The organism is Phaeobacter sp. QD34_24 (assembly GCF_028890115.1).
Lineage (GTDB): Bacteria > Pseudomonadota > Alphaproteobacteria > Rhodobacterales > Rhodobacteraceae > Phycobacter.
Window position 1 is genome coordinate 25,640 of the sequence record NZ_JARCJD010000011.1, and the last position, 25,817, is coordinate 51,456.

24 protein-coding genes are annotated in these 25,817 nt (G+C 63.4%); 16 read left to right on the forward strand and 8 right to left on the reverse strand.

From position 1 onward, the window contains the following. Nucleotides 1–13 precede the first annotated feature (13 nt). The 3 genes from PXK07_RS10405 to moaA are packed head-to-tail and all read right to left on the reverse strand — an operon-like array spanning nucleotide 14 to nucleotide 3,399. On the reverse strand, nucleotides 14–1,057 hold the full coding sequence (locus PXK07_RS10405) for a glycosyltransferase family 4 protein (protein WP_274848169.1): 1,044 nt from the start codon (nucleotides 1,055–1,057) through the stop codon (nucleotides 14–16). Next, a complete protein-coding gene (locus PXK07_RS10410; protein ID WP_274848170.1) occupies nucleotides 1,050–2,390 on the reverse strand; it encodes a 3-deoxy-D-manno-octulosonic acid transferase in 1,341 nt (446 codons plus the stop codon). The genes PXK07_RS10405 and PXK07_RS10410 overlap by 8 nt, the downstream gene beginning before the upstream one ends. Nucleotide 2,391: 1 nt before the next feature. Then, a complete protein-coding gene (moaA, locus tag PXK07_RS10415) occupies nucleotides 2,392–3,399 on the reverse strand; it encodes a GTP 3',8-cyclase MoaA (protein WP_274848297.1) in 1,008 nt (335 codons plus the stop codon). Between the two features lie 113 nt (nucleotides 3,400–3,512). Between moaA and PXK07_RS10420 the strand changes: the two genes are divergently transcribed. After that, the gene (locus PXK07_RS10420; RefSeq protein ID WP_274848171.1) at nucleotides 3,513–3,989 is read left to right on the forward strand and encodes a hypothetical protein; all 477 of its coding nucleotides are present in this window, start codon (nucleotides 3,513–3,515) and stop codon (nucleotides 3,987–3,989) included. Between the two features lies 1 nt (nucleotide 3,990). Here the strand turns inward: PXK07_RS10420 and PXK07_RS10425 are convergent, their stop codons facing one another. From PXK07_RS10425 to glmU, 3 genes are read right to left on the reverse strand one after another with little or no spacing between them, the layout of a single operon-like run. Further along, nucleotides 3,991–4,689: a DNA alkylation repair protein gene (locus tag PXK07_RS10425; protein ID WP_274848172.1), complete on the reverse strand. Its 699-nt coding sequence runs from the start codon at nucleotides 4,687–4,689 to the stop codon at nucleotides 3,991–3,993. Between the two features lie 3 nt (nucleotides 4,690–4,692). Further along, on the reverse strand, nucleotides 4,693–6,516 hold the full coding sequence (glmS, locus tag PXK07_RS10430; RefSeq protein WP_274848173.1) for a glutamine--fructose-6-phosphate transaminase (isomerizing): 1,824 nt from the start codon (nucleotides 6,514–6,516) through the stop codon (nucleotides 4,693–4,695). Next, nucleotides 6,516–7,871: a bifunctional UDP-N-acetylglucosamine diphosphorylase/glucosamine-1-phosphate N-acetyltransferase GlmU gene (gene glmU / locus PXK07_RS10435; protein WP_274848174.1), complete on the reverse strand. Its 1,356-nt coding sequence runs from the start codon at nucleotides 7,869–7,871 to the stop codon at nucleotides 6,516–6,518. Before glmU ends, glmS begins: the two co-directional genes overlap by 1 nt. Before the next feature lie 130 nt (nucleotides 7,872–8,001). Between glmU and PXK07_RS10440 the strand changes: the two genes are divergently transcribed. Continuing rightward, entirely contained in the window at nucleotides 8,002–8,664 is a 663-nt protein-coding gene (locus tag PXK07_RS10440; RefSeq protein ID WP_274848175.1) for an HAD-IA family hydrolase, read from the forward strand. A 63-nt stretch (nucleotides 8,665–8,727) separates the two neighbouring features. Continuing rightward, a complete protein-coding gene (locus tag PXK07_RS10445; RefSeq protein WP_274848176.1) occupies nucleotides 8,728–9,930 on the forward strand; it encodes a DegT/DnrJ/EryC1/StrS family aminotransferase in 1,203 nt (400 codons plus the stop codon). On the opposite strand, the gene PXK07_RS10450 is transcribed toward PXK07_RS10445, so the two are convergent. Beyond that, complete coding sequence (locus PXK07_RS10450) at nucleotides 9,923–10,891, reverse strand: capsular polysaccharide export protein, LipB/KpsS family (protein ID WP_274848177.1); 969 nt, start codon at nucleotides 10,889–10,891, stop codon at nucleotides 9,923–9,925. The genes PXK07_RS10445 and PXK07_RS10450 overlap by 8 nt on opposite strands. 263 nt (nucleotides 10,892–11,154) lie before the next feature. Here PXK07_RS10450 and PXK07_RS10455 point away from each other — a divergent pair, with 263 nt between their 5' ends. Beyond that, nucleotides 11,155–12,315: an isovaleryl-CoA dehydrogenase gene (locus PXK07_RS10455; protein WP_274848178.1), complete on the forward strand. Its 1,161-nt coding sequence runs from the start codon at nucleotides 11,155–11,157 to the stop codon at nucleotides 12,313–12,315. Nucleotides 12,316–12,407: 92 nt separating this feature from the next. On the opposite strand, the gene PXK07_RS10460 is transcribed toward PXK07_RS10455, so the two are convergent. Beyond that, nucleotides 12,408–13,001 carry an OmpW/AlkL family protein gene (locus PXK07_RS10460; protein WP_274848299.1) on the reverse strand — a complete coding sequence of 198 codons (594 nt, stop codon included), beginning with the start codon at nucleotides 12,999–13,001 and terminating at the stop codon, nucleotides 12,408–12,410. A gap of 161 nt (nucleotides 13,002–13,162) precedes the next feature. Between PXK07_RS10460 and PXK07_RS10465 the strand changes: the two genes are divergently transcribed. The 12 genes from PXK07_RS10465 to nuoF all read left to right on the forward strand — a co-directional run bounded on the left by PXK07_RS10465 (nucleotide 13,163) and on the right by nuoF (nucleotide 25,798). Continuing rightward, nucleotides 13,163–14,689 carry an AMP-binding protein gene (locus PXK07_RS10465; protein WP_274848179.1) on the forward strand — a complete coding sequence of 509 codons (1,527 nt, stop codon included), beginning with the start codon at nucleotides 13,163–13,165 and terminating at the stop codon, nucleotides 14,687–14,689. Then, nucleotides 14,686–16,290 carry a carboxyl transferase domain-containing protein gene (locus tag PXK07_RS10470; protein ID WP_274848180.1) on the forward strand — a complete coding sequence of 535 codons (1,605 nt, stop codon included), beginning with the start codon at nucleotides 14,686–14,688 and terminating at the stop codon, nucleotides 16,288–16,290. The genes PXK07_RS10465 and PXK07_RS10470 overlap by 4 nt, the downstream gene beginning before the upstream one ends. Before the next feature lie 9 nt (nucleotides 16,291–16,299). Continuing rightward, nucleotides 16,300–18,240 carry an acetyl/propionyl/methylcrotonyl-CoA carboxylase subunit alpha gene (locus tag PXK07_RS10475; protein ID WP_274848181.1) on the forward strand — a complete coding sequence of 647 codons (1,941 nt, stop codon included), beginning with the start codon at nucleotides 16,300–16,302 and terminating at the stop codon, nucleotides 18,238–18,240. Nucleotides 18,241–18,323: 83 nt separating this feature from the next. Beyond that, nucleotides 18,324–19,184, forward strand: coding sequence for a hydroxymethylglutaryl-CoA lyase (locus PXK07_RS10480; protein ID WP_274848182.1), 861 nt, complete (start codon nucleotides 18,324–18,326; stop codon nucleotides 19,182–19,184). A 25-nt stretch (nucleotides 19,185–19,209) separates the two neighbouring features. Then, nucleotides 19,210–19,992 carry a crotonase/enoyl-CoA hydratase family protein gene (locus tag PXK07_RS10485; protein ID WP_274848183.1) on the forward strand — a complete coding sequence of 261 codons (783 nt, stop codon included), beginning with the start codon at nucleotides 19,210–19,212 and terminating at the stop codon, nucleotides 19,990–19,992. 329 nt (nucleotides 19,993–20,321) lie between these two features. Beyond that, the gene (locus PXK07_RS10490; RefSeq protein WP_274848184.1) at nucleotides 20,322–20,687 is read left to right on the forward strand and encodes an NADH-quinone oxidoreductase subunit A; all 366 of its coding nucleotides are present in this window, start codon (nucleotides 20,322–20,324) and stop codon (nucleotides 20,685–20,687) included. Beyond that, nucleotides 20,678–21,211: a NuoB/complex I 20 kDa subunit family protein gene (locus PXK07_RS10495; RefSeq protein ID WP_274848185.1), complete on the forward strand. Its 534-nt coding sequence runs from the start codon at nucleotides 20,678–20,680 to the stop codon at nucleotides 21,209–21,211. Before PXK07_RS10490 ends, PXK07_RS10495 begins: the two co-directional genes overlap by 10 nt. Nucleotides 21,212–21,235: 24 nt before the next feature. After that, nucleotides 21,236–21,841 carry an NADH-quinone oxidoreductase subunit C gene (locus tag PXK07_RS10500; protein WP_274848300.1) on the forward strand — a complete coding sequence of 202 codons (606 nt, stop codon included), beginning with the start codon at nucleotides 21,236–21,238 and terminating at the stop codon, nucleotides 21,839–21,841. Then, on the forward strand, nucleotides 21,841–23,055 hold the full coding sequence (locus tag PXK07_RS10505) for an NADH-quinone oxidoreductase subunit D (RefSeq protein ID WP_274848302.1): 1,215 nt from the start codon (nucleotides 21,841–21,843) through the stop codon (nucleotides 23,053–23,055). The genes PXK07_RS10500 and PXK07_RS10505 overlap by 1 nt, the downstream gene beginning before the upstream one ends. After that, nucleotides 23,055–24,215, forward strand: a complete 1,161-nt coding sequence (locus tag PXK07_RS10510; protein WP_274848186.1) for an NADH-quinone oxidoreductase subunit E — start codon at nucleotides 23,055–23,057, stop codon at nucleotides 24,213–24,215. Before PXK07_RS10505 ends, PXK07_RS10510 begins: the two co-directional genes overlap by 1 nt. A 50-nt stretch (nucleotides 24,216–24,265) precedes the next feature. Further along, nucleotides 24,266–24,493, forward strand: coding sequence for a DUF5337 domain-containing protein (locus PXK07_RS10515; RefSeq protein ID WP_274848187.1), 228 nt, complete (start codon nucleotides 24,266–24,268; stop codon nucleotides 24,491–24,493). Between the two features lie 6 nt (nucleotides 24,494–24,499). Then, nucleotides 24,500–25,798, forward strand: coding sequence for an NADH-quinone oxidoreductase subunit NuoF (nuoF, locus tag PXK07_RS10520; protein ID WP_274848188.1), 1,299 nt, complete (start codon nucleotides 24,500–24,502; stop codon nucleotides 25,796–25,798). The last annotated feature ends 19 nt before the right edge of the window (nucleotides 25,799–25,817 follow it).

Genomic DNA, 25,817 nt, shown 5'->3' on the forward strand with positions numbered 1-25,817 from the left:
CCTTTTTTGATGCTCAGCCCTCGGACCAGAGAGCCTGATAGACGGCTTCGATCCCCTCGGCCTCGGACCTTGCGCTGAAACTGTGCAGGGCGATCTCGCGGGCGTCTTGGGCCATCTGCGCGTGGCGCCCCGGATCGCTCAGGATGCTTTGGGCCGCCTGCGCCGCAGCTGCTCCGGCCTCCAGCGGGACAATCAGCCCGCTTTTGCCCTGTGCGGAAAAGGCGCGGTAGTACCCTGCTTCGGAGCCGACAAAGGGCACGCCGCTGGCCATGCCTTCCAGCGGGGCCATACCGTAGCCCTCGTAGCGGGGCAGTTGCATCACCAGCGACAGGGCGCGCATGATCTGGGGCAGGTCGGCGGCTGGGATTTCGCCGGGAAACAGGATCCGATCTGTCAGGCCCGCATCCGCAATGCGGGATTTCAAATCCTTCAGGAAGCCTTGATGTTCCCGCGCGGCCCGGCCAATGATCAAAGCCACGGCGCCGGGCAGGGAGGGCAGAAGGTCGATCATCGCATCGACAAAGACATCGGTGCCCTTTTCGGGGCGGATACGCCCAACCGTGGCGATCCCGAGACTGCCGCCATAGCCCAGAGCGGCCCAGGCCGTTTCGCGACTCTCGGCTGGCTGAAACAGATCGGTATCCACGCCATGGGGCACCACGGCACGCACATGGGGGACGAACTCGGCGGCCTTTTCGGTGGTGGCCACAACCGCATCCATGCGGCTGATCAGCCAGCGCGGAAAGGCCGAGTGCCGCCGCTGTGCCGCCGAGGTGAAGACAATGCGGATCGGCAGGCGCAGCACGTCCCGCGCCCAGATCGCCGCGCGCATTTCCGTGTTGCGGCGCACATGCCAGATCGCAAAGGGCTTGCCGTCTGGGGCCTGTTTGCATAGGCGCCGTGCCTCGGATGTGGTGATGGGGGCAGGGCAGCCGGGCAGGGGCTGACCCACCAGGCGCAGATCATGGGTCCGGGCCTGCTGGCGGATCACATTGGCGGCCGTGGCGGAAACGCCGGTGAAATTGCGGTTGAAGTTGGTGACAAAAAGATCAGGCATCGCGGCTCGCATCCGCAGCTGTCAGGCCCAGCCGGTCGATCAGCATGTCCGTCACCCCATCCAACTGCCGCGCCTGGTCCGCAGCAAACTGCCTTGCCGCCGCGCGGGCTTGGTCCAGGGCACTTTTGTCCTCCAGCCAATGGGCGACGGTCTGCGCCAGGCCTTTTGAATCGCTCACCTCCACCGCGCCACCGGCTGCGATCAGGGGAGGAAAGGTCTCGGAGAAATTGCTGGTGCCGGGGCCGGTGATCACGGCGGCGCCTGCACTGGCGACCTCGAAGGGATTATGCCCGCCAATGGGCCGCAGCGAGCCGCCCAGGAACACGATCGGGGAGAGCGCATAAAAGGTGCCGAGCTCGCCCAGTGTGTCAGCAAGATAGACTTGGACCTGCGGGGTAAGTGCATCGCCCGTGCTGCGGCGCGCAGATGTCAGATCCGCGGCATCGATCAGCCCGAGGATCTCATCCGCACGCTCAGGGTGGCGCGGGATCAGTACCAGGCAGAGGTCAGGGTGCTGCTTCAAGAGGGCGTTATGGGCAGAGAGGATCGTCTCTTCTTCGCCCTGATGGGTCGAGGAGGCAATCCAGACCGGGCGATCTCCCAGAGCGCCGCGCAGAGCTGTTAGGGCAGTTTCGTCCACCGGCAGGGGCGGTGCGCCGGCCTTGAGGTTGCCGCCAGGCAGAACCCGTGCCGGATCAGCGCCCAATGCAATCAGGGTCTGGGCCATCTGGTCATTCTGGCTCAGCAGCAGATCAAATCGGGACAGGATGAAACGGGCCGTGGCGGCGCGTTTCTGCCAGCCCTTGACCGAACGCGCAGAGAGGCGGGCATTGACCAGCGCCAGCCGCGTACCGGCCTTATGGGCTGCTGCCAGTGTCACCGGCCACAGCTCACTTTCCACAAAGATCCCCGCATCCGGGCGCCAATGTGCAAGGAAGCGGCGCACCGGCGCTGCGGCGTCCAGGGGCGCGAATTGGTGCAGGGCATTGCCCGGCAGGCGTTTTGCGGCCAGCGCGGCAGAGGTCGCCGTGCCCGAGGTCAGCAGGAACCGCGCCTGTGGCAGGCGTTCGGACAGACGGTTGATCAGGGTCATGGCAGCCTGGCTTTCCCCGACCGAGGCGCCGTGAAACCAGATCAAGGGTGCGTCGGGGGGCAGTACCGGGCGCGGCAGGCTGGCATGCCCCAGGCGTTCACGCTGGCGCGCCTCGGCAACACCTTGCGCGGCCAGTTTTGCAGCCACCTTGCGATAGGCCAAGGGCGCAATCAGCGCGGTAATGGCGCGATAGGCGTAAAACAGGGGCGTAGCCGCGCCGCCCGAGGTCCGGCTGGTCATCTCAGCCGCCGGTATGGCTCATGTGGCGGGACATCTGTCCGCCGGGCTTCTGCCGGGAATAATCGAAATCATGCCCCTTGGGCTTGAGGTTGATGGCGGCGCGGATCGCCTCTTCCAGCGGGGCCTCGGTACCGGGGTGATCGCGCAGGGGCGCGCGCAGATCCGCCATGTCTTCCTGCCCGAGGCACATGTAAAGTTCGCCCGTGCAGGTGAGGCGCACCCGGTTGCAGCTTTCGCAGAAATTATGGCTGAGCGGGGTGATGAAGCCGATCTTCTGGCCCGTCTCCTCCAGACGCACATAGCGGGCCGGGCCGCCGGTGCGTTCGGCCAGATCGGTGACGGTGTAGTGGTTCTCGTACTCGCGGCGCACGTCCTTCAGCGACCAATACTGATCCAGCCGGTCCTCGTTGCCGATATCGCCCATGGGCATGACCTCGATCCAGGTGAGGTCGATGTCGCGCTCGGCGCACCAGCGGGTGATCTGGGGAAGTTCGGGTTCGTTGAAGCCTTTCAGCGCCACCGCGTTGATCTTGATCCTGAGACCCGCTTTCTGGGCGGCATCGATGCCGCGCAGGACCTGCGGCAGGCGGCCCCAACGGGTCACATCCGCGAATTTCTGCTCGTCCAGCGTATCCAGCGAGACATTGACCCGGCGCACGCCCGCTTCGAACAGCTCCTGGGCGTATTTCTCCAGCTGCGAACCATTGGTGGTGAGCGTCAGCTCTTTCAATGCGCCGCTGTCCAGGTGCCGCGTCATCGCACGGAAGAAGGTCATGATATCGCGCCGCACCAGGGGTTCGCCGCCGGTGATACGCAGCTTTTCCACGCCCATGCCGACAAAGGTGGAGCAGAGACGGTCCAGCTCTTCCAGCGTCAGGAGTTCCTTCTTGGGCAGAAAGGTCATGTTTTCCGACATGCAATAGACGCAGCGGAAATCGCAGCGGTCGGTCACCGAGACGCGCAGGTAGGTGATGGCGCGGGCGAAAGGATCAATCAGCGGAGCAGTCATGCCAGAATAGGTAAAGCGCGCTTTGCGCTCCGGCAAGGGGAGAGTGTGTTTTCCTTAACCGAAGGCCGATTTTGCGTCTGGTCACGGGGCGGATGGGGACGTAGGTTTGCCCCATGCGTATGACATTTTTCACATCTTCTGTCCTGTCTGTGCTGTTGCTTGGCGGCTGCGGAGACATTGCCTTGCCAACATTGCCGAGCCTCAAGAAAGAGCCGCCCGCACCCGTGGCGGCACCGGCAACACCGGCGGGACCACAGGCACCATTGGATGCAACCGGCGGCGCCCTGGATGTGCCCGACCTGGTCGAGGAAGCGCCCGAACAGGAGATTGCCCCGGAAACGGTCTTTACCGGCTCCAAGCAGGTGGTTGCCTCGCTGGGGGATCCGGCAGTGCCGGGCCTTTGGATGGAGACATCCCTTGTCAGCAATGAACAAAAGGCCCTGTTGCGCAGCGCCAGTGGTGCCGAGGTTGTCGTGACCCTGAAGCCCTCGCCAAGCGCAGGCAGCGCGCGGGTCTCCATCGCGGCAATGCGGGCCCTTGGCGTGCCCCTGACCGAACTGGTGGAGCTGCAGGTGCGCCCGGCGAACTAGCCTAGTCTGCCTCTGGCACAGAGTTCTGCAGGTATTTCCCGGCTTCCTTGCGCGCGAAGGGCTTCATATCCTTTCCATGGGCGGCAAGAAAGGCGCGGGTGGCTTCGGCCTCGTGTTTGCTGAGGTCGCGCAGCCACCAGGCAATGGCTTTCTGCATGAACCAGTCCCGGTCGGGCACATAGGACGCGGCCCAGTTCAGGATGCGGGTTCTTCGCGCCTGATCTTCGGGTTTGATATTGTTCAGCTTGGCCCAGGGCAGGGTCGCGACCAGGGCGGCGCGGCGGGTCCACATGTGATCGGACTGCGTCCAGCTTTCGACCTCGTCAAGCCGGGAGGGGTCGGCGACCAACCGTTTCTGGGCCGCCATGCAGACATGATCGGCAATCGCCCAGCTGTCAAACTGGGGCACCCAGGAGGCGATCAGCTGCCACGCGGCCGCGTCCCCCTTGATACGCGCCTGGGTCAGCAGCTTGGCCGCCGCAATGCGGGCTTCGAATATGTCGGTGTCCCAGAGCGCGCCAGCCAGGGTGACGCGCTCTTCGACCGACAAGGACTGCCGCCAGCGCTTGGTGAGATCGTTGAGGGCCGGGTTGGGAATGCCAAGAACACTGCGGGCCTGTTTGTGATAGGCGGCCATCTGGTCCGCGCGGCCCGGCTCTATCAGGGCCTCCATCTGCTCCAGCGCCTCTGCCAGGGTCATGAGTTATTCCACCGTCACGGATTTTGCCAGGTTGCGCGGCTGGTCCACATCGGTGCCCTTGGCCACGGCGGTGTGATAGGCCAGCATCTGGGCGGGCAGGGCATAAAGGATCGGCGACAGGCTGTCGTGGACCTGCGGCATGCGGATTGCCTGCCAGACCTCGTCACCGGCTTCGGCCAGCCCTTCTGCGTCCGAGACCAGCATGACCTTGCCCTTGCGCGCCATGACCTCCTGCATGTTCGAAACGGATTTGTCGAACAGGTCGTCACGCGGGGCCAGCACCACCACCGGCATATTGGCGTCGATCAACGCGATGGGTCCGTGTTTCAGCTCGCCCGAGGCATAGGCCTCGGCGTGGATATAGCTGATCTCCTTCAGCTTCAGTGCGCCTTCCAGCGCCAGCGGGAACATCAACCCGCGGCCCAGGAACAGCACATCGCGGGCTTCGCTGAGTTTCAGCGAGGCTTGCCGGATCGCCTCGTTCTGCTCCAGCGCCGAAGACAGCACATTGGGCAGACCGCGCAGGGCGGAGATATGCGCCTGCAGGTCCTCGTCGCTGATCTCGCCCCGGTCGGTCGCGGCCTTCAGCGCCAGCATCAAAAGGACGCTCAGCTGGCAGGTGAAGGCCTTGGTCGAGGCAACGCCGATTTCGACACCGGCATGGATCGGCAGCGCCAGGTCGCTTTCGCGCGCGATGGAGCTTTCGGGGACATTGACCACCGACAGGATGCGGTCTGCCTTGCCCTGGCAATAGCGCAGCGCGGCCAGTGTGTCGGCGGTCTCGCCCGATTGGGAGACGAACAGCGCTGCCGTGCGCGCCGGGATCGGCGGTTCGCGATAGCGGAATTCAGATGCGATATCGACCTCGACCGGGATGCGCGCCAGTTTTTCGAACCAGTATTTGGCGGTGAGGCAGGCATAGAAGGCGGTGCCGCAGGCCACCAGAGTCAGCCGGTCGATCTGGGTGAAGTCGATGCCTTCGCCGGGGAGATGCACCGCGTCTTCTCCCACTGGCAGGTAGTGGCGAATGGCTTCGGCAATGACGGTGGGCTGCTCGGCGATTTCCTTGGCCATGAAATGCTTGTGGCCGCCCTTGTCCACCTGCGTGGCGTCGATCTGGATGGTCTTTATGGCGCGGTTGGCCAGTTTGCCGTTTGCGTCGCGGATTTCCAGGCTGGTGCGGGTCAGCATGGCGCAATCGCCTTCTTCCAGATAGGTGATCCGGTCGGTCAGCGGGGCCAGCGCGATGGCGTCAGAGCCCACGAACATCTCGCCCTTCCCGTGGCCGATTGCCAGCGGAGAACCCTTGCGGGCGGCGATCATCAGGTCTTCTTCGCCGTCGAACAGGAAGGCGAGGGCAAAGGCCCCCTCCAGACGTGACAGGGTTTTCTGCGCCGCCTCGGCCGGGGCAAGCCCGCCCTGCATGTAGTGTTCGGTCATCAGGGCGACGGTTTCGGTATCGGTTTCGGTCTGGAACTTGATCCCCGCCTGGGCCAGTTCGGCGCGCAGATCGCGGTAATTCTCGATGATGCCATTGTGCACCACGGCGACGGCGCCGGCGCGATGGGGATGGGCATTGCCCACCGAAGGCGCGCCATGGGTGGCCCAGCGGGTGTGACCGATGCCGGATTTTCCGGGCAGGGGGTCATGCACCAGCAGATCGCTGAGGTTCACCAGCTTGCCCACGGCGCGGCGCCGCCCCAGCTTGCCCTCGTTGATGGTGGCAATCCCGGCGCTGTCATAGCCGCGATATTCCAGCCGCTTCAGCGCCTCCACCAGCAGCGGGGCTGCCTCATGATTACCAAGAACTCCGACGATACCGCACATTACTCGGCTCCTTTTGCCTTGCGGGCCTTCTTGGCGCGCAGCATGTCCATCAGTTTGCGCGCCCGCCCCGGCTTGTTTTCCTGGGCGCTGCGCGAGATCGCCAGATCTCCGTCATCGACGTTCTTGGTGACCACGGTACCGCTGGCGGTCATCGCCTCATCGCCGACACGCACCGGGGCGACCAGGAGGGTGTTCGATCCGATGAAGCTGCGCGCGCCGATCTCGGTGCGGTGCTTCATCACGCCGTCGTAGTTGCAGGTGATGGTCCCTGCGCCGATATTGCTGGCTTCGCCGACCGAGGCATCGCCGACGTAAGACAGGTGATTGACCTTGGCGCCCGCCTTGATTTCGGCGTTCTTGATCTCGACGAAGTTGCCGATATGGGTGTCCTCGGCCAGCTCGGCGCCGGGACGCAGGCGGGCGTAGGGGCCGACCTTGGCGCCACGGCTGACATGGCAGCCCTCCAGATGCGAAAAGGCGCGGATCAGGGCGCCGCTTTCCACCGTCACACTGGGGCCGAAGACCACGTTGGGTTCGATCACCGTGTCGCGACCCACCACCGTGTCAAAGGCGAAATAGACGGTTTCGGGGGCCATCAGTGTGACACCGTTTTCCAGCGCCTCGGCACGGGCGCGGGTCTGGAACAGTGCATCGGCACGGGCCAGTTCGGCGCGCGAATTGATGCCGAGCGTTTCGCTCTCGTCGCAGGCCACGGCAGTGACGCGCAGGCCCTTGGCGCGGGCCAATGCCACCAGATCCGTGAGGTAGTATTCGCCCGAGGCGTTTTCGTTGCCCACCTGCGTGATCAGCTCGAACATCACGGGCGAGGCACAGGCCATCAGACCGGAGTTGCAGAAGGTGATCGCGCGCTCGGCTTCGCTGGCGTCCTTGAACTCCACGATCCGCTCCAGGCTGTCGCCTTCCATTACCAGCCGCCCATAGCGGCCGGGATCGGCGGCCTCGAACCCCAGAACCACCAGATCGGCCTCTGCGCGCGCCTCGATCATGCGCGCGATGGTGTCGCCGCTGACAAAAGGCGTGTCGCCGTAAAGAACCACCACATCGCCAGCGAAGCCCGCCAGCGCACCCCGCGCCTGATCCACCGCATGGGCGGTGCCAAGCTGTTCGTCCTGCAGCACGACTTCGGCGCTCTCGTCGAACTCGGCCACTGCGGCGCGCACGGCCTCGGCCCCATGTCCCGCGACGACCACGATCCGCTCGGGCTCCAAAGCGCGGCCCGCCGCCATGGCATGTTCCAGCATCGGCGCCTGCGCGATGGGGTGGAGAACCTTGGGCAGGTCCGAATTCATCCGCGTGCCTTTGCCTGCGGCCAGGATGACGAGAGCTGTGCTCATGTGATGTTTCTCTTTGTCTTTTCAGCGCCCCCGTTTTATCCGCTAACAAAAGGCGCGCAAGCCATTCGGCCATCAAACTAGGTTGCGGCTTGCAACATCATGCGGCGGAAATGCGCCGAAAGGGGGCAATATGCGAACGGTGATCTTCGATCTGGACGGAACTCTGGCCGATACCTCGGGGGATCTTCTGGCGGCGGCCAATGCCTGTTTCCGCCAGATGGGGCATGGTGATGTGCTGACCCAGCCCGGTGATGCGGGCATCGCCCTGCGTGGCGGCAAGCGGATGCTGACCGAGGGGTTGAAACGCGTCGGCGCATATCAGGAGACCATGGTCGAAGATTATTACCCCGTCCTGCTGGAGGCCTACCGCGAGGCGATCGACCTGCATACCTTCCTCTATCCCGGCGCGATGGACGCGGTGGAGGCGCTGAAAACCGCGGGCTATGGCGTCGGCATCTGCACCAACAAGCCCGAGGCCCTGGCCGAGCAGCTGATGCGGTCCTTGGGCGTGCGGGATGCCTTTGCCTCGCTCGTGGGGGCGGATACGCTGCCCGTGCGCAAACCCGATCCTGCCCCCCTGTTCGAGGCAGCCCGTCGCGCGGGCGGTGACCCTGCGCGCACCATCCTGATCGGTGACAGCGACACCGACCGCAATACCTCGGCGGCGGCTGGGGTGCCTTCGGTACTGGTCACCTTCGGCCCCTCGGGCGAGGATATGGCGGCGCTCAAGCCCGAAGCGCTGCTGCACCGCTATGAGGATCTGCCAGCTGTGGTCGCCGACCTGCTGCCCTGATGGGGTGAGACTGGACGTGGCTTCCCCCTTGACCATGGGGCGGGGCAGGCTCACAAACACAGCATGAGCGAGATTTTCACCGGCAGTTTCACCCAGCAGGAACCAATCCCCGACGAGGCGATTGCCGCGGCGGTGGAGGTGATGCGCCACGGGCGCCTGCACCGCTATAATGTGGCGGAAGGCGAAGTGGGCGAGACCGCGTTGCTGGAACGTGAATTCGCCGATCAGATGGGGCCGAAATACTGTCTGGCGGTGGCCTCGGGCGGCTATGCGCTGGCAACGGCGCTGCGGGCTGTCGGCGTGGGGCATGGCGATCGGGTGCTGACCAATGCCTTTACCCTGGCACCGGTGCCGGGCTCCATCGCCGCCGTAGGGGCAACGCCCGTCTATGTGGATGTGAGTGAAGACCTTACCATCGATTTGGAGGATCTTGCGGCCAAGGCGGATCAGGCGCGTGTCCTGATGCTGAGCCATATGCGTGGCCATCTGTGCGACATGGACCGGCTGATGGAGATCTGCAACGCAGCCGGGATCACCGTGATCGAGGATTGCGCCCATACCATGGGGGCGGCCTGGAACGGTGTGCCTTCAGGGCGGCACGGGGCGGTGGGCTGCTACTCCTGCCAGACCTACAAGCATGTGAATTCGGGCGAGGGCGGCTTGCTGATCACAGACGATGCTGAGCTTGCCGCGCGAGCGATCATGCTGTCGGGCTCCTATATGCTTTATGGGCGGCATCTGGCGGCGCCGGATCCCGAAGTTTTCGAGCAGGTGAAATACGAGACCCCCAATATCTCGGGGCGGATGGACAATCTGCGCGCGGCCATCCTGCGGCCGCAGCTGCGCGATCTGCAGGCGCAGGTGGCGCGTTGGAACGAGCGCTACCGCACGGTCGAGGCGGGTCTGCGTGGCACGCCCGGTCTGACCGTGGTGGAGCGTCCGGAAGCGGAGGTTTACGTCGGTTCCTCGATCCAGTTCCTGCTGCTCGACTGGGCGGCGGAGCGGGTGCAGGAGGTGCTGCGGCGTTGCGCGGATCGTGGGGTGGAGCTGAAGTGGTTCGGCACCCCCGAACCGGTTGCTTTTACCTCGCGCTATGACAGCTGGCGCTACGCCGAGTCCCCCGCGCTGCCCAACAGCGACCGAATTCTGGCCGGGATCATCGATATGCGGGTGCCTCTGACCTTTTCTCTGGAAGACTGCGCCCAGATTGCCCGCATCATCCGCGCCGAGGTCGGCGCGGTGTTTCAGGGCAAAGCTGTCACATAAAGCGGGATTGCGGAAAGCCCGCATCGGAGAAGATCTGCCAGATCCGCTGTTCCAGGCGGGCACTGTTGAGTGGCAGGCACTTCTTGAGGAAATACCAGGCCAGGAATTGCTCATAGCCTTCGTCGCGCTCAAGTTCCCGACCAAACACGGTGGCAAACTCCTGCGGGTCGTGCACCTGGCCTGCCAGGTGGTGAAAGTCCGAGCGGCCAAACAGGATCGCGGGCTTTCGGTGCAGGAAGCCTTCAAGGGCGACGGTCGAGTTGATCGAAACCGTGGCGCAGCAGGCGCTGAGGATGTCATGCACATTGGCGTCGGTCACAGTGATCCGGCTGTCTGTCTCGGCCAGGGATAGGGTTTCGGCGATATCCGGGATGCGGCTGGCCAGCGGGTGTGGCTTGACGAGGATGGGTCGGTCCCCGGCACCGGCCTGAACCGCCTTCAGCATCTCGATATCCGTGGTCGATGTGGCGCCGGAGGTGACGGGATAATCGCCCTGGTAGAAGACCGAGATCGCACCCTTTGGAAACCGCTGCGGGGCGTCAGGCTGGGCATATTTCGATTTGCGGGACTGCACATAGCGTTTGAGCATGTTGTCAAAGAAGCTCTGCGCCCGGCGCAGCGGCATCTCGGCAGGGTCATAGGGCGCGGTGCCGGTTGAACTGAAGGCCTTCACGCCTTGGGGATCCAGCTGCCAGAACCGCCAGAAATAAGCCGCGCCTGCATTGAGCACATTGGGCGCCCTCAGCGAGCGATCATCAATGATGTGCAGGTTGCCGTCGTCAAAGCGGTCGTCCGGACATTCCCGCGTGCCGATGCGGATATCGCCGTCGCGTTGGCGGCTTTCGACCTGAATGCCATGGGCCGCCATCAGGTCGTTCAGGATGCGATAAAACTCAAGGTGACGACCGCGAAAGCCATTTTGCAGGTCGCTCGCTTTGAGATGAAGGACGATCTTGGTCATCGGGCGGAACTTGGTTTTCTTATGCGATCAGAAGGGGTTGCGCCCCAGGATAGGGGGGCGATGGGCGCCTGTCCATCGCTTGCTGCGGGTATTTCGCCTGGGGTGCAGGCGGGGCAGAGGATCCCTGTGATACCATCGGTGGGTCGGCGCCAAGCTGCCGGAAATGCGCTTTTGGATGATCAGGTGCTTGACGGAGAAGGGGGTGATGGTGATAAATGAACGCATGTTCAAATAATTCGCGATGACTCGGGAGGAGACGCGGGATGTTCAACGCAAGCATGACCTTTGATCTGGGTGAAGATGTGAATGCGCTGCGCGATATGGTGCACCGCTGGGCGCAGGAGCGCGTCAAGCCCATGGCGCAGGAGATCGACCAAAAGAACGAATTCCCTGCCGAGCTGTGGAAAGAGATGGGCGATCTCGGCCTGCTTGGCATCACGGTTCCCGAAGAGTTCGGCGGCGCGGGCATGTCCTACCTGGCCCATACCATCGCGGTCGAGGAAATCGCCCGCGCCAGCGCATCCGTTTCGCTGTCCTATGGCGCGCATTCCAACCTCTGCGTCAACCAGATCAAGCTGAACGCCAATGAGGAGCAGAAGCAGAAATACCTGCCGCGCCTGATTTCCGGCGAACATGTGGGCGCCCTGGCCATGTCCGAAGCGGGCGCCGGTTCCGATGTGGTCTCGATGTCCCTGCGCGCCGAAAAGCGCAACGATCATTACCGTCTCAATGGCAACAAGTACTGGATCACCAACGGCCCCGACGCCGACACCCTGGTGGTTTATGCCAAGACCGACCCCGAAGCGGGCTCCAAGGGCATCACCGCCTTCCTGATCGAAAAGGAATTCAAGGGGTTCTCGACCTCGGTGCACTTCGACAAGCTGGGCATGCGTGGCTCCAACACCGCCGAGCTGATCTTTGAAGACTGCGAAGTGCCGTTTGAAAACGTGCTGGGTGAAGAGGGCAAGGGCGTCAAGGTTCTGATGTCCGGCCTCGACTACGAGCGCGTTGTTCTGGCCGGGATCGGCACCGGTATCATGGCGGCCTGCATGGACGAGATGATGCCCTACATGAAAGAGCGCAAGCAGTTCGGCCAGCCGATCGGGAACTTCCAGCTGATGCAGGGCAAGATCGCCGATATGTACACGGCGATGAACTCGGCCCGCGCCTATATCTACGAGGTGGCCAAGGCCTGCGATGCCGGCACGGTGACGCGCCAGGATGCGGCGGCCTGCTGTCTATATGCCTCCGAGCAGGCGATGGTGCAGGCGCATCAGGCGGTGCAGGCTTTTGGCGGTGCCGGTTACCTCAGCGATAACCCTGTTGGCCGGATCTTCCGCGATGCCAAGCTGATGGAGATCGGCGCGGGCACCTCGGAAATCCGTCGGATGCTGATCGGTCGCGAGCTGATGGGCACCATGTAAAAACAGAACGCCCGCGCGACCGAGGGAAGGCGCGCGGGCTTCTTTGTGGTTCGGGCAGGCTTGGCGGCCCGCCCGAAAACCGGATCAGGGGATCAGAAGCGGTGGACGTAGGCTACACCCACAATCAGCGGATCAATCTCGGCGGTGCCGATCGAGGCGCCGTTCAGGAAGGCTTCGCTGTCGATATCGATGTAGCGCACATTGAGGCGCAGCGCTCCTTTGTCCGACACCTGCCAGTCCGCACCGGCGTTCAGCGCCAGACCCCAGCTGTCATCCAGGGAGAGCGTGCCCAGGGGCGAGCTTTCCTCAAAGAAGGTGGTGTAGTTCAGGCCGACCCCCAGGAAGGGCTTGATCTTGCCCTTGGTGGGGAAGTGGTAGTTCAGCGACAGGGTGGGCGGCAGTTGCTTGGTGGTGCCCGCATAGGCGCCCGCGAGCGCGATATCATGCTCGAACGGGGTTGCGGCCAGCAGTTCGATGCCAAGGTTGTCGCGGATGAAGTATTCGACCGTGAGCGAGATCTGCGTGTCGTCGTTGAGCGTCGCGGCAGCGCCCGCAAGGGTGCCGTTGTCCGATTTGGGGTTCACGTTGATGATACCGGCGCCAAAGGTCCAATCGCCCTGCGACTGTGCAAAGGCAGGCGCGGCAAGCGCGGTGGACAGGGCAAGAGCGGTTGCGATGCGTTTCATCATGGGGGGCGTCCCTTCTTTGTAGTGATTGACGCCCTTATGCGCCCGGGCTGCGGCGGAGTCTCTGATCTGAGTCAACTTGCCTCCGGCTTTGTCGCTGAAATGACTGGAAAAAACCGCATAGCAGCTATGCGTTTTGGGAAGGGCTGAGCGTGGGAAAGATGTACCATTCGCCTGGATTGACGCCTGAGGGGCGCTGGGATGTGCCGCAGGGGCTGAACATGGCGGCGCAGGCCCTGGATCATGATCCCGAAGCCTGCGCGCTGATCGACCTGACCGGGCCTGAACGGCGCGACATCTCATATGGTGAGCTGTCGGAAATGGTCGACGGGCTGGCGCGCTATCTCCTGTCGCGGATCAAGCCGGGCGACCGCGTCGGGGTTCTCCTGAGCCAATCGCCCTGGTGCGCTGCGGCCCATCTGGCGATCTGGAAGGTCGGCGCCATATCGGTGCCGCTGTTCAAGCTGTTCAAACACGATGCGCTGGCTTCGCGCGCGGGCGATGCGGGGGTGCGTTTCGTGCTGACCGACCCCGAGGGCGCGCTGCTGCTGGGTGATCTGGCCGAGGCGGTGATGGTGCAGGAGGCAGGCGTCGCGGGCGCTCCGGTCCCTTTTGCCGAGACCACCTCGGAAACTCCCGCTGTCCTTATATATACCTCCGGCACCACCGGCAGCCCCAAGGGGGCGCTGCATGCCCACCGGGTGCTGACCGGTCACCTGCCAGGTGTTGCCATCAGCCACGATCACCTCGGCCAGCCGGGTGACTGCATCTGGACCCCGGCGGACTGGGCCTGGATCGGTGGCCTGTTCGATGTCCTGATGCCCGGTCTGGCGCTGGGCGTGCCGGTGGTTGCCGCGCGGCTCGACAAATTCACGCCTGAGGCCTGCGTCGATCTGATCGCACGCGGCGGCGTACGCAATATCTTCTTCCCGCCCACGGCACTGCGCATGCTCAAGGCTGCTGGCAAGGCCGTTCCCGGCCTGCGCTCGGTCGCCTCGGGCGGTGAGCCCTTGGGGGCCGAGATGCTCGCCTGGGGGCAGGAGGCATTCGGCCTCACCATCAACGAATTCTACGGGCAGACCGAATGCAACATGGTTGCCTCCTCCTGCGGGGTGGATTTTGCGCCACGTCCGGGCTGCATCGGCAAGGCGGTGCCGGGGCATCAGGTCGCCGTGATCGACGCCGATGGCAACCCCACCGATCAGGAAGGCGATGTGGCCATCCGGCGCGGCTCTGCCTCGATGATGCTGGAATACTGGAACCGCCCCAAGGAGACGGCGGAGAAATTCCACGGCGACTGGCTGGTGACCGGCGATCGCGGCATCTGGGAGGGCGATTACCTGCGCTTTGTCGGCCGCGAGGATGATGTCATCACCTCCTCCGGCTATCGCATCGGCCCGGCGGAGATCGAGGACTGCCTGCTGACCCATCCAAGCGTCGCCACGGTCGGCGTCGTCGGCAAGCCCGACCCGATGCGCACCGAGATCGTCAAGGCCTATGTGGTGCTGAAAGAGGGCGCTACAGCGACGGAGAAAGAGCTGCAGGACTACGTCAAGGACCGTCTGGCCCATTATTCCTACCCCCGCGAAATCGCATTTCTGGACGCTCTGCCGATGACCGTGACCGGCAAGGTGATCCGCAAAGAGTTGAAGGCCCGCGCGGCCGCTGAACAGGAGTCTTCCGAATGAAACTTCAATCCAAGGCAATGCCCTCTTCCGAAGGGTTCAAGGCCAATAAGGCCGCGCATCTTGAGGCGCTGGCGCAGATCGATGCGGCGGCAGAGGCGGCGCGCATGGGCGGCGGCGAGAAATCCCGCGCCCGCCACGAAAGCCGGGGCAAGATGCTGCCGCGTCGGCGGGTTGCGAACCTCTTGGATCCGGGCTCTCCCTTCCTTGAGGTCGGCGCGACGGCGGCCCACAACATGTATGACGGTGCCGCCCCTGCGGCGGGCGTCATTGCGGGCATTGGCCGGGTGCACGGGCAAGAGGTGATGGTGGTCTGCAATGACGCCACCGTGAAGGGCGGCACCTATTATCCGATGACGGTCAAGAAACACCTGCGCGCGCAGGAGATCGCTGAGGAAAACCGCCTGCCGTGCATCTATCTGGTGGACTCTGGCGGGGCCAACCTGCCCAACCAGGACGAGGTCTTCCCGGACCGCGACCACTTTGGCCGGATCTTCTACAATCAGGCGCGCATGTCGGCCAAGGGCATCCCGCAGATCGCCGTGGTCATGGGCTCCTGTACCGCGGGCGGCGCCTATGTGCCCGCGATGTCGGATGTCACCATCATCGTCAAGGAACAGGGCACCATCTTCCTGGCCGGCCCGCCGCTGGTGAAGGCGGCCACCGGAGAGGTGGTCAGCGCCGAGGATCTGGGCGGTGGCGATGTGCACACGCGCCTCTCTGGTGTCGCTGACTATCTGGCCGAGGATGACGCCCATGCGCTGGCGCTGGCACGCCGTGCGGTGCAGTCGCTCAACATCACCAAACCCCTGACCGTGAACTGGGCCTTCCCTGAGGAACCCGCTTATGACCCCGAGGAAATCCTTGGCGTGGTACCGGGCGATCTGCGCACGCCTTATGATATCCGCGAGGTGATCGCGCGGCTGGTCGACGGCTCGCGCTTTGACGAATTCAAGCCGCGCTTTGGTGAGACTTTGGTCACGGGCTTTGCCCATGTGAAGGGCTGCCCGGTCGGCATCATCGCCAACAATGGCGTGCTGTTCTCCGAGGCCGCGCAGAAGGGTGCGCATTTTGTGGAGTTGTGCTCCCAGCGCAAGATCCCGCTGGTCTTCCTGCAGAACATCACCGGCTTCATGGTGGGCCGCAAGTACGAGAACGAAGGCATCGCCCGCCATGGCGCCAAGATGGTGACAGCGGTGGCGACGACCAATGTGCCGAAAGTCACCATGCTGGTCGGCGGCTCGTTCGGGGCCGGGAACTACGGCATGTCGGGGCGGGCCTATCAGCCGCGCTTCCTGTGGACCTGGCCGAACAGCCGCATTTCCGTGATGGGCGGCGAACAGGCGGCAGGCGTTCTTGCCACCGTGAAACGCGACGCCATCGAACGCCAGGGCGGGGCGTGGTCGGCCGAGGAAGAGGCCGAGTTCAAGCGCCCCACCATCGAGATGTTCGAGGAACAGAGCCATCCGCTCTATGCCTCGGCGCGGCTTTGGGACGATGGCATCATCGACCCGCGCAAATCCCGCGAGGTGCTGGCCCTGTCGCTGAGCGCCGCCCTCAATGCCCCGATTGAAGACACGCGCTTTGGCGTGTTCCGGATGTGAGGACGAACCATGTTTGACAAAATTCTGATCGCAAACCGAGGCGAGATCGCCTGCCGCGTTATGGAAACCGCCCGCGCCATGGGCGTGAAGACCGTGGCCATCTACTCAGACGCCGACCGCGCATCGAAACATGTGGCGATGGCGGATGAGGCCTGCCACATCGGCACCGGTTCGGCGCCCGCCGACAGCTACCTTCTGGGGGATGAGATCATCGCCATCGCCAAGGCAACCGGCGCCGAGGCAATCCATCCCGGCTATGGCTTCCTGTCGGAAAACCCCGAGTTCGTGGACGCGGTAGAGGCGGCTGGCCTCACCTTCATCGGCCCCTCGGCGGATGCGATCCGCAAGATGGGCCTGAAAGACGCCGCCAAGGCTCTGATGGAGGAGGCGGGCGTGCCCGTCGTGCCCGGCTATCACGGCAAGAACCAGGATCCCGAGCATCTGTCCGGTGCGGCCGATGCCATCGGCTATCCCGTCCTGATCAAGGCGGTCGCGGGCGGCGGCGGCAAAGGCATGCGCCTGGTGGAGCGTGCCGGGGATTTCATGGAGGCGCTGAAAAGCGCACAGGGTGAAGCCACCACGGCCTTTGGCAACCCGGATGTGTTGATCGAGAAATACATCCAGCAGCCCCGCCATATTGAGGTGCAGGTCTTTGGCGATGGCACCACGGCGGTGCACCTGTTCGAGCGCGACTGCTCGCTGCAGCGTCGTCACCAGAAGGTCATCGAGGAGGCGCCCGCGCCCGGCATGACCGAAGAGATGCGCGAGGCCATGGGCCGCGCCGGTGTGCGCGCCGCCGAGGCGATTGGCTACAAGGGCGCCGGTACGGTGGAATTCATCGTCGATGGGTCGAATGGTCTGCGCCCCGACGGGTTCTGGTTCATGGAGATGAACACCCGCCTGCAGGTGGAGCACCCGGTCACCGAACTGATCACCGGCGTCGATCTGGTGGAATGGCAGCTGCGCGTGGCGTCGGGTGAAAGCCTGCCGAAACAGCAGGGTGAACTGACCATCACCGGCCATGCCTTCGAAGCGCGCCTTTATGCCGAGGACGTACCGAAGGGCTTCCTGCCCGCGACCGGCACGCTGACGCATCTGCAATTCCCGGCCAGCTGCCGCGCCGACAGCGGCGTGCGGGCAGGGGACACGATCAGCCCCTGGTATGATCCGATGATCTCCAAGGTGATCGTGCATGGTCCCACCCGCGCGGTCGCCCTGTCGCGCCTGTCACAGGCGCTGGCGGAAACGCAGGTGGGTGGCACCGTGACCAACCTTGCCTTCCTCGGCGCGCTGGCCGCGCATGACGGGTTCTCGGCAGGGGAGGTGGACACCGGCCTGATTGCACGGGACCTCGACCAGCTAGTGCAGGCGCCAGAGGTGACACCCGCGCATAAGGCCGCCGCAGCCATGCAGGCGCTTGGCCTGATCGACACCGCTTGGGACACAGGGTTTACGCTGTGGTCCGACCTGCACCGCTCGGTTCACCTGAGCTACGAGGGCGAGGCGTTTGAGGCACTGGTCGAGGTGGACGGGCCGGATCGCCAGGTCTGGGTCATCGGCGAGGACCAGGTCATGGCAAACCGCATCGGTGGCGCTTGGGTTCTGGGGGGTGACCGACTGCCGCCGATCTCCCAGGCGGAGAACACAATCACTGTCTTCGATGGCTACGGCATTCAGTTCGATGTCATCGATCCGCTGGATCGGGCCTCTGCCGCTGGCGGCGACATGAACGTGATCGAAGCGCCGATGCCGGGTCTTGTGAAGGCGGTCTTTGCCGAAGCAGGCCAAGAGGTGAAAGAGGGCGACCGTCTAGCCATTCTCGAAGCCATGAAGATGGAGCATTCGCTCTTGGCTGCGCGTGATGGCACCGTCGCCGAGGTTCTGGCCGCCGCTGGCGATCAGGTGGAGGCCGGCGCGGCGCTGGTGCGCCTCGACGCAGCGGAAGACTGATCTGCAGTAGAAAAGCAAAAGCCTTGGCGGCAGTCTGTCGCCAGGCCGGATGAGATGGCCGGATCGCCAAGGGAGGGCGCGCCATGACGCACAGCGTTGAAATTTTCGAGATGGGTCCGCGCGACGGGCTGCAGAATGAAAAACGGGCGATTCCCATCGCCGAGAAAATTGCGCTGGTGGATTGCCTGTCGCGCGCGGGCTTCCGCCGGATTGAGGTGGCGAGTTTTGTCTCTCCCAAATGGGTGCCGCAGATGGCGGGCAGTGGCGAGGTGCTGGCAGGTATCACGCGCGCGCCGGGCGTATCCTATGCGGCGCTGACCCCGAACATGCGCGGCTACGAGGACGCTGTGGCGGCCAAAGCGGACGAGATCGCGGTCTTTGCCGCAGCCTCCGAAGGGTTCTCCAAGGCCAATATCAACGCCACCATCGCCGAAAGCATCGAACGCTTCGTGCCGATCCTTGAGGCGGCAAAACAGATCGACCTGCCAGTGCGGGGTTATGTCTCCTGCGTGACCGATTGCCCCTATGATGGCGCGACCCCGCCCGAGAAGGTGGCCGAGGTGGCGGAGCGGCTGTTTGACCTTGGCTGCTATGAAATCTCGCTGGGGGATACCATCGGACAGGGCAGGCCTGAGACGATCACGAAAATGCTGGAGGCGGTGAAATCCCGCGTGCCGGTTGAAAAACTGGCCGGCCATTATCACGACACCGCCGGGCGGGCGATTGCCAATATCGATGCCTCGCTGGCCCAGGGCGTGCGGGTGTTCGATGCTGCCGTCGGCGGGCTGGGCGGTTGCCCATACGCGCCGGGGGCAGCAGGCAATGTGGCGACCGAAGCTGTGCATGCGCATCTGACGGCGCTTGGCCATGACACCGGGCTTGATGCGGATGTGCTGGCAGAGGCCGCTGGGATTGCCCGTGCCATGCGCGGCACGGCGGACTGACAGGATTAGGAAAGAGAGCGAAACCATGTTCAACACAATCACTTTGGAAACGGACGACCGCGGCGTCGCAACCCTGACTCTGAACCGGCCCGAGAAACACAATGCCATGTCGGGCGAGATGCTGCTGGAGCTGAAACAGGCCGCGCAGGATCTGGCTGCTGACGATGCTGTGCGCGTGGTGGTGCTGACCGGAGCGGGCAAGAGTTTCTGTGCAGGCGGCGATCTGGGCTGGATGCAGGCGCAGATGACCGCCGATGCCGAGACCCGCGCCAAGGAGGCCCGCGTTCTGGCCGAGATGCTGATGCTGCTGAACACCCTGCCCAAGCCCCTGATCGGCGCGATCCAGGGCAATGCCTTTGGCGGCGGTGTCGGCATGGCCTCGGTCTGCGACGTGGCGATCGGTGTCGATAGCCTGAAAATGGGCCTCACCGAGACCAAGTTGGGCCTGATCCCGGCCACCATCGGCCCCTATGTGATTGCCCGCATGGGCGAAGCGCGCGCCCGCCGCGTCTTCATGTCGGCGCGTCTGTTCGGCGCGGCCGAAGCGGTGGATCTGGGCCTCCTGGCGAGAATCGTTCCCGCCGACCAACTGGCCGAAGCGGTCGAGGCGGAAGTGGCGCCCTACATGGCCTGCGCGCCGGGGGCGGTTGCCGCGGCCAAGAAACTGACCCGCGACCTGGGGCCGCGCCTGGATGACGCCACCATCGACCACACCATCGAGGCGCTGGTGGCGCGCTGGGAAGGTGGCGAGGCCTCGGAAGGGATCGCGGCGTTTTTCGAGAAACGCAAGCCCAGCTGGCAGTCCTGAGAAACCGTTTTCGGAGCCGCACTGACAGGCTCCGAAGGCCCGTTTTGCGGGGGATTTGCGCGGGCTGTGCACGACCTAGAAAAGTTGAGCATTTTGATCAGGCGCGTCCGAAATTCGGGCGCGCTTATCTTTTGAAATATATAGACAAATACGCATATGTTGATGCGTTTGCGCGGCAATGTGATGTGCCTGCGCCGCGCTGTTAAAGTAAGGGTAATCCAAACCAAATGCCTGTGTTGACGGTAGGGGGGCAGGGGAGTAGACACGGCCCAAGTCAACACGCCAATTGACGACGCGCGAGATTTCGCGCGCGCGGAAAGGAGCCACTCGTGGAAGAGATGTTGCGGGAATACCTACCGATCCTCGTGTTTCTGGCTGTCGCCATCGGTCTTGGAATTGTTTTGATTCTGGCGGCCGTTGTGCTGGCGGTGCGCAACCCCGACCCGGAAAAAGTCAGCGCTTACGAATGTGGTTTCAACGCTTTCGATGACGCCCGTATGAAATTCGATGTGCGGTTTTACCTGGTGTCGATTCTGTTCATCATTTTCGATCTGGAAATCGCCTTCCTGTTCCCCTGGGCCGTGGGCTTTGCGGATCTCAGCGATGTGGCCTTCTGGTCGATGATGGTGTTCCTGGGCGTGCTCACAGCCGGCTTTGCCTATGAATGGAAGAAGGGGGCCCTGGAATGGGAGTGATGACCGGAGCCAACACGGCGGGCATCGACAAGGAAGTCGTGACCCAGGCCCTGAACGCTGAACTGCAGGACAAGGGGTTTTTGCTGACCTCGGCCGAGGATATCATCAACTGGGCCCGCACCGGCTCCCTGCACTGGATGACCTTTGGTCTGGCCTGCTGCGCGGTCGAGATGATGCACACCTCGATGCCCCGCTATGATGCCGAGCGGTTTGGCATCGCGCCGCGCGCCTCTCCGCGCCAGTCGGACGTGATGATCGTGGCCGGGACGCTGACCAACAAGATGGCGCCCGCGCTGCGCAAGGTCTACGACCAGATGCCCGAGCCGCGCTACGTGATCTCGATGGGCTCCTGCGCCAATGGTGGCGGCTATTATCACTACAGCTACTCGGTTGTGCGCGGCTGTGACCGCATCGTTCCGGTGGATGTCTATGTGCCCGGCTGCCCGCCGACGGCAGAGGCGCTGCTTTATGGTCTGATGCAGCTGCAGCGCAAGATCCGCCGCACCGGCACCCTGGTCCGCTGAACGGCTTTGGTTGGAGAATGGATGATGACTGAAGCACTGAACGAACTCGGATCGCAGATCGCCGCCAAGCGCACCGAATGCGTGCTGTCCTGGGATGTCACCCACGATGAGCTGAACGTGGATGTGGCGCCCGCCAATATCGCCGAGCTGGTCGAGTTCCTGAAGACCGATCCGACCTGCAAGTTTTCCACCTTGGTGGACATCACCGCGGTCGACTACCCGGAACGAGCCAAGCGGTTCGACGTGGTCTATCACTTCCTATCGATGTACCAGAACCAGCGTATCCGCCTGCGGGTCTCTGTGCGCGAGGATGAAATGGTGCCCTCGATCGTCGATGTGCACCCCTCGGCCAACTGGTTCGAGCGCGAGGTCTTCGACATGTTCGGGATCCTCTTCACCGGCCACCCGGACCTGCGCCGCATCCTGACCGACTATGGGTTCCGCGGCCATCCGCTGCGCAAGGACTTCCCGACCACCGGCTATACCGAGGTCCGCTATGACGAGGCGCAAAAGCGCGTGGTCTACGAACCCGTCAGCCTGGTGCAGGAATACCGCCAGTTTGACTTCATGTCCCCGTGGGAGGGTGCCGAATACATCCTGCCCGGCGATGAAAAAGAGGGGGCGAAATGATGGACGGCTCCAAAGGTTTCGACGACGCCCTGACCGGCGAACAGAAGATCCGCAACTTCAACATCAACTTCGGTCCGCAGCACCCGGCCGCGCACGGCGTGCTGCGTCTGGTGCTCGAACTCGACGGTGAGATCGTCGAACGCTGCGATCCGCACATCGGCCTGCTTCACCGTGGCACCGAAAAGCTGATGGAAAGCCGCACCTACCTGCAGAACCTGCCGTACTTCGATCGCCTCGACTATGTGGCGCCGATGAACCAGGAACATGCATGGTGTCTGGCCATCGAAAAGCTCTGCGGTGTCGAAGTGCCCCGCCGGGCCTCGCTGATCCGGGTTCTGTACTCGGAAATCGGCCGCATCCTGAACCACCTCTTGAACGTCACCACGCAGGCGATGGACGTTGGCGCGCTGACCCCGCCGTTGTGGGGGTTTGAAGAGCGCGAGAAGCTGATGATCTTCTACGAGCGCGCCTGTGGTGCCCGCCTTCACGCGGCCTACTTCCGCCCCGGCGGCGTGCATCAGGATCTGCCGGATGAACTGATCGACGATATCGAGGAATGGGCGATCGAATTCCCCAATGTTCTCTCTGATATCGACGGGCTTTTGACCGAGAACCGCATCTTCAAGCAGCGTAACTGCGACATCGGCGTCGTCAGCGAGGAAGAGATCCAGGACTACGGATTCTCCGGCGTGATGGTGCGGGGATCGGGCCTCGCATGGGACCTGCGCCGCGCGCAGCCCTATGAGTGTTACGACGAATTCGACTTCCAGATCCCGGTCGGCAAGAACGGCGACTGCTATGACCGCTACCTTGTCCGCATGGAAGAGATGCGCCAGTCTCTGTCGATCATCCGTCAGGCCATCCACAAGCTGCGCGAAGCCACCGGCGACGTGCTGGGCCGTGGCAAGCTGACCCCGCCGAAACGCGGTGACATGAAAACCTCGATGGAAAGCCTGATCCACCACTTCAAGCTTTACACCGAAGGCTTCCACGTGCCTGCAGGCGAAGTCTACGCCGCCGTCGAGGCGCCCAAGGGCGAATTCGGCGTCTACCTTGTGGCGGACGGGAGCAACAAACCCTACCGCGCCAAGCTGCGCGCGCCGGGCTTCCTGCACCTGCAAGCCATGGACCATGTGGCCAAGGGTCACCAACTTGCCGACGTGGCTGCCATCATCGGCACCATGGACGTCGTATTTGGAGAGATTGACCGCTAATGCTCCGTCGTCTGCATTCCGAACAGCCCGATAGCTTTGCCTTCACGCCCGACAACCAGAAATGGGCCGAAGCGCAAGTGACCAAATACCCCGAAGGCCGCCAGGCCTCTGCCGTGATCCCGCTGCTGTGGCGTGCGCAGGAACAGGAAGGCTGGGTCAGCAAGCCCGCGATCGAATATATCGCCGACATGCTGGGCATGGCCTATATCCGCGTTCTGGAAGTGGCCTCCTTCTATTTCATGTTCCAGCTTCAGCCCACGGGCTCGGTGGCGCATGTGCAGATCTGCGGCACGACCTCCTGCATGATCTGCGGCGCCGAGGACCTGATTGCGGTCTGCAAGGAAAAGATTGCCGAGAAGCCTTTTACCCTGTCGGCGGATGGCAAATACACGTGGGAAGAGGTCGAATGCCTCGGCTCCTGCACCAACGCCCCCATGGCGCAGATCGGCAAGGACTATTTCGAGGACCTGACCACCGAAAGCTTTACCAAGATCCTGGACGATCTGGCGGCAGGTAAACCGGTTGTACCTGGGCCGCAGAATGGCCGTTACGCGGCAGAGCCGAAATCGGGCCTGACCTCGCTCACCGAATATGACAGCGGCAAGACGCAGTATAACGCCTCTGCGCAGTTGGCGGTCGATCTGGGGGACAGCGTCAAGCGCATCCAGGGCGACGAGGTGCCGATCCTGACGCCGTGGATCGGCAAGGACGGTGTGGTCGCGGGCCGTGCCGCCGAGGGCCAGCCCCCGAAGGCACCTGAGGCTGCGAAACCCGCTGCCAAACAGGCTGCCGAAGCCAAGCCCGCGCCGAAGAAGGCACCGGCTAAGAAGGCGCCCGCCAAGAAAGCCGAAGCCGCAGAACCCGTGGCAGAGGCCGCACCCGAGACGCTGAAAGCGGCGCGCGGTGGCCAGGCGGATGATCTGAAACTGCTGAAGGGCGTCGGCCCCAAGCTGGAGCAGACCCTGAACGAGCTGGGCTTCTTCCACTTTGACCAGATCGCCAAATGGACCGAGGCCGAAGTCGCATGGGTCGATAGCCGCCTGAAGTTCAAGGGCCGCATCGAACGCGATGGCTGGATCGCCCAGGCCGCACAGCTGGCCTCCGGGGAAGAGACCGAATTCGCCAAGAAGGCCAAGGAAGACGGCCGCTACGAAGATTAATACGCCATCTGCCCCGGATAGCCGGGGCGGGGCACTGAGATTGGGACCCAATGAGCGCCGAACAGAACAAAGCCATTGCCGCCAAGGGACGCCATATTTCCCTTGTGATTGCCGGGACCATGCTGGCCTGGCTCGCTTTGACCCTGTTCATTGGTCCGGCCATCGGATTGCCGGGCCGCTATGCGCTTCTGTTCGATTTCCTCGCACTGGCGGGGATGATCTATGCAGGGGTCAACATCGTTCAACTCTGGCGCATGCGCCAGGACAACCAAAGGTAGGCAGACATGCTGAAGGACCAGGACCGGATCTTTACCAACCTGTACGGTATGCATGAGCGGACGCTCAAAGGCGCTCAGGCGCGCGGCCATTGGGATGGCACCGCCGGTCTGATCGAAAAGGGGCGGGACTGGATCATCCAGACCATGAAGGATTCCGGTCTGCGCGGCCGTGGCGGTGCGGGCTTCCCCACCGGCCTGAAATGGTCCTTCATGCCCAAGGAAAGCGATGGCCGCCCGGCCTATCTGGTGATCAACGCCGATGAATCCGAACCCGGTACCTGCAAGGACCGCGAAATCATGCGTCACGATCCGCACACGCTGATCGAAGGCGCGCTGATCGCGTCTTTCGCGATGAATGCTCATACCTGCTATATCTACCTGCGCGGGGAATATATCCGCGAGCGCGAGGCGCTGCAGGCGGCCATCGACGAATGCTATGACAAGGGCCTTCTGGGCAAGAACGCTGCTGGTTCCGGTTGGGACTTTGACGTCTTCCTGCACCACGGTGCCGGCGCCTATATCTGCGGCGAGGAAACCGCGCTGATCGAAAGCCTTGAAGGCAAGAAGGGCATGCCCCGCATGAAGCCGCCGTTCCCGGCGGGTGCGGGTCTTTATGGCTGCCCGACCACGGTGAACAATGTTGAATCCATCGCCGTGGTGCCCACCATCCTGCGCCGCGGCGCCGAATGGTTTGCAGGCTTTGGTCGCCCCAACAATGCGGGCACCAAGCTGTTTGCGATCTCGGGCCATGTGAACAACCCCTGCGTCGTCGAAGAGGCGATGTCGATCTCCTTCGAGGAATTGATCGAAAAGCATTGCGGCGGTATTCGTGGCGGTTGGGACAACCTTTTGGCGGTGATCCCCGGCGGCTCGTCCGTGCCTTGCGTGCGCGGTGAAAACATGCGCGACGCGATCATGGATTTCGACTACCTGCGCGGCGAGCTGGGCTCTGGCCTTGGTACCGCGGCAGTGATCGTCATGGACAAGCAGACCGATATCATCAAGGCGATCTGGCGCCTGTCGAAGTTCTACAAGCACGAAAGCTGCGGCCAGTGCACCCCCTGCCGTGAAGGCACCGGCTGGATGATGCGCGTCATGGACCGCCTGGTCAAAGGTGAGGCCGAGCTGGAAGAGATCGACATGCTGTGGGATGTGACCAAACAGGTCGAAGGCCACACCATCTGCGCCCTTGGCGACGCGGCGGCCTGGCCGATCCAGGGCCTGATCAAGAACTTCCGCGAAGAAATCGAAGACCGCATCAAGGCGCAGAAATCGGGCAGCATCGGCGCGATGGCGGCCGAGTAGCGGTAGAGATAGGCAGATC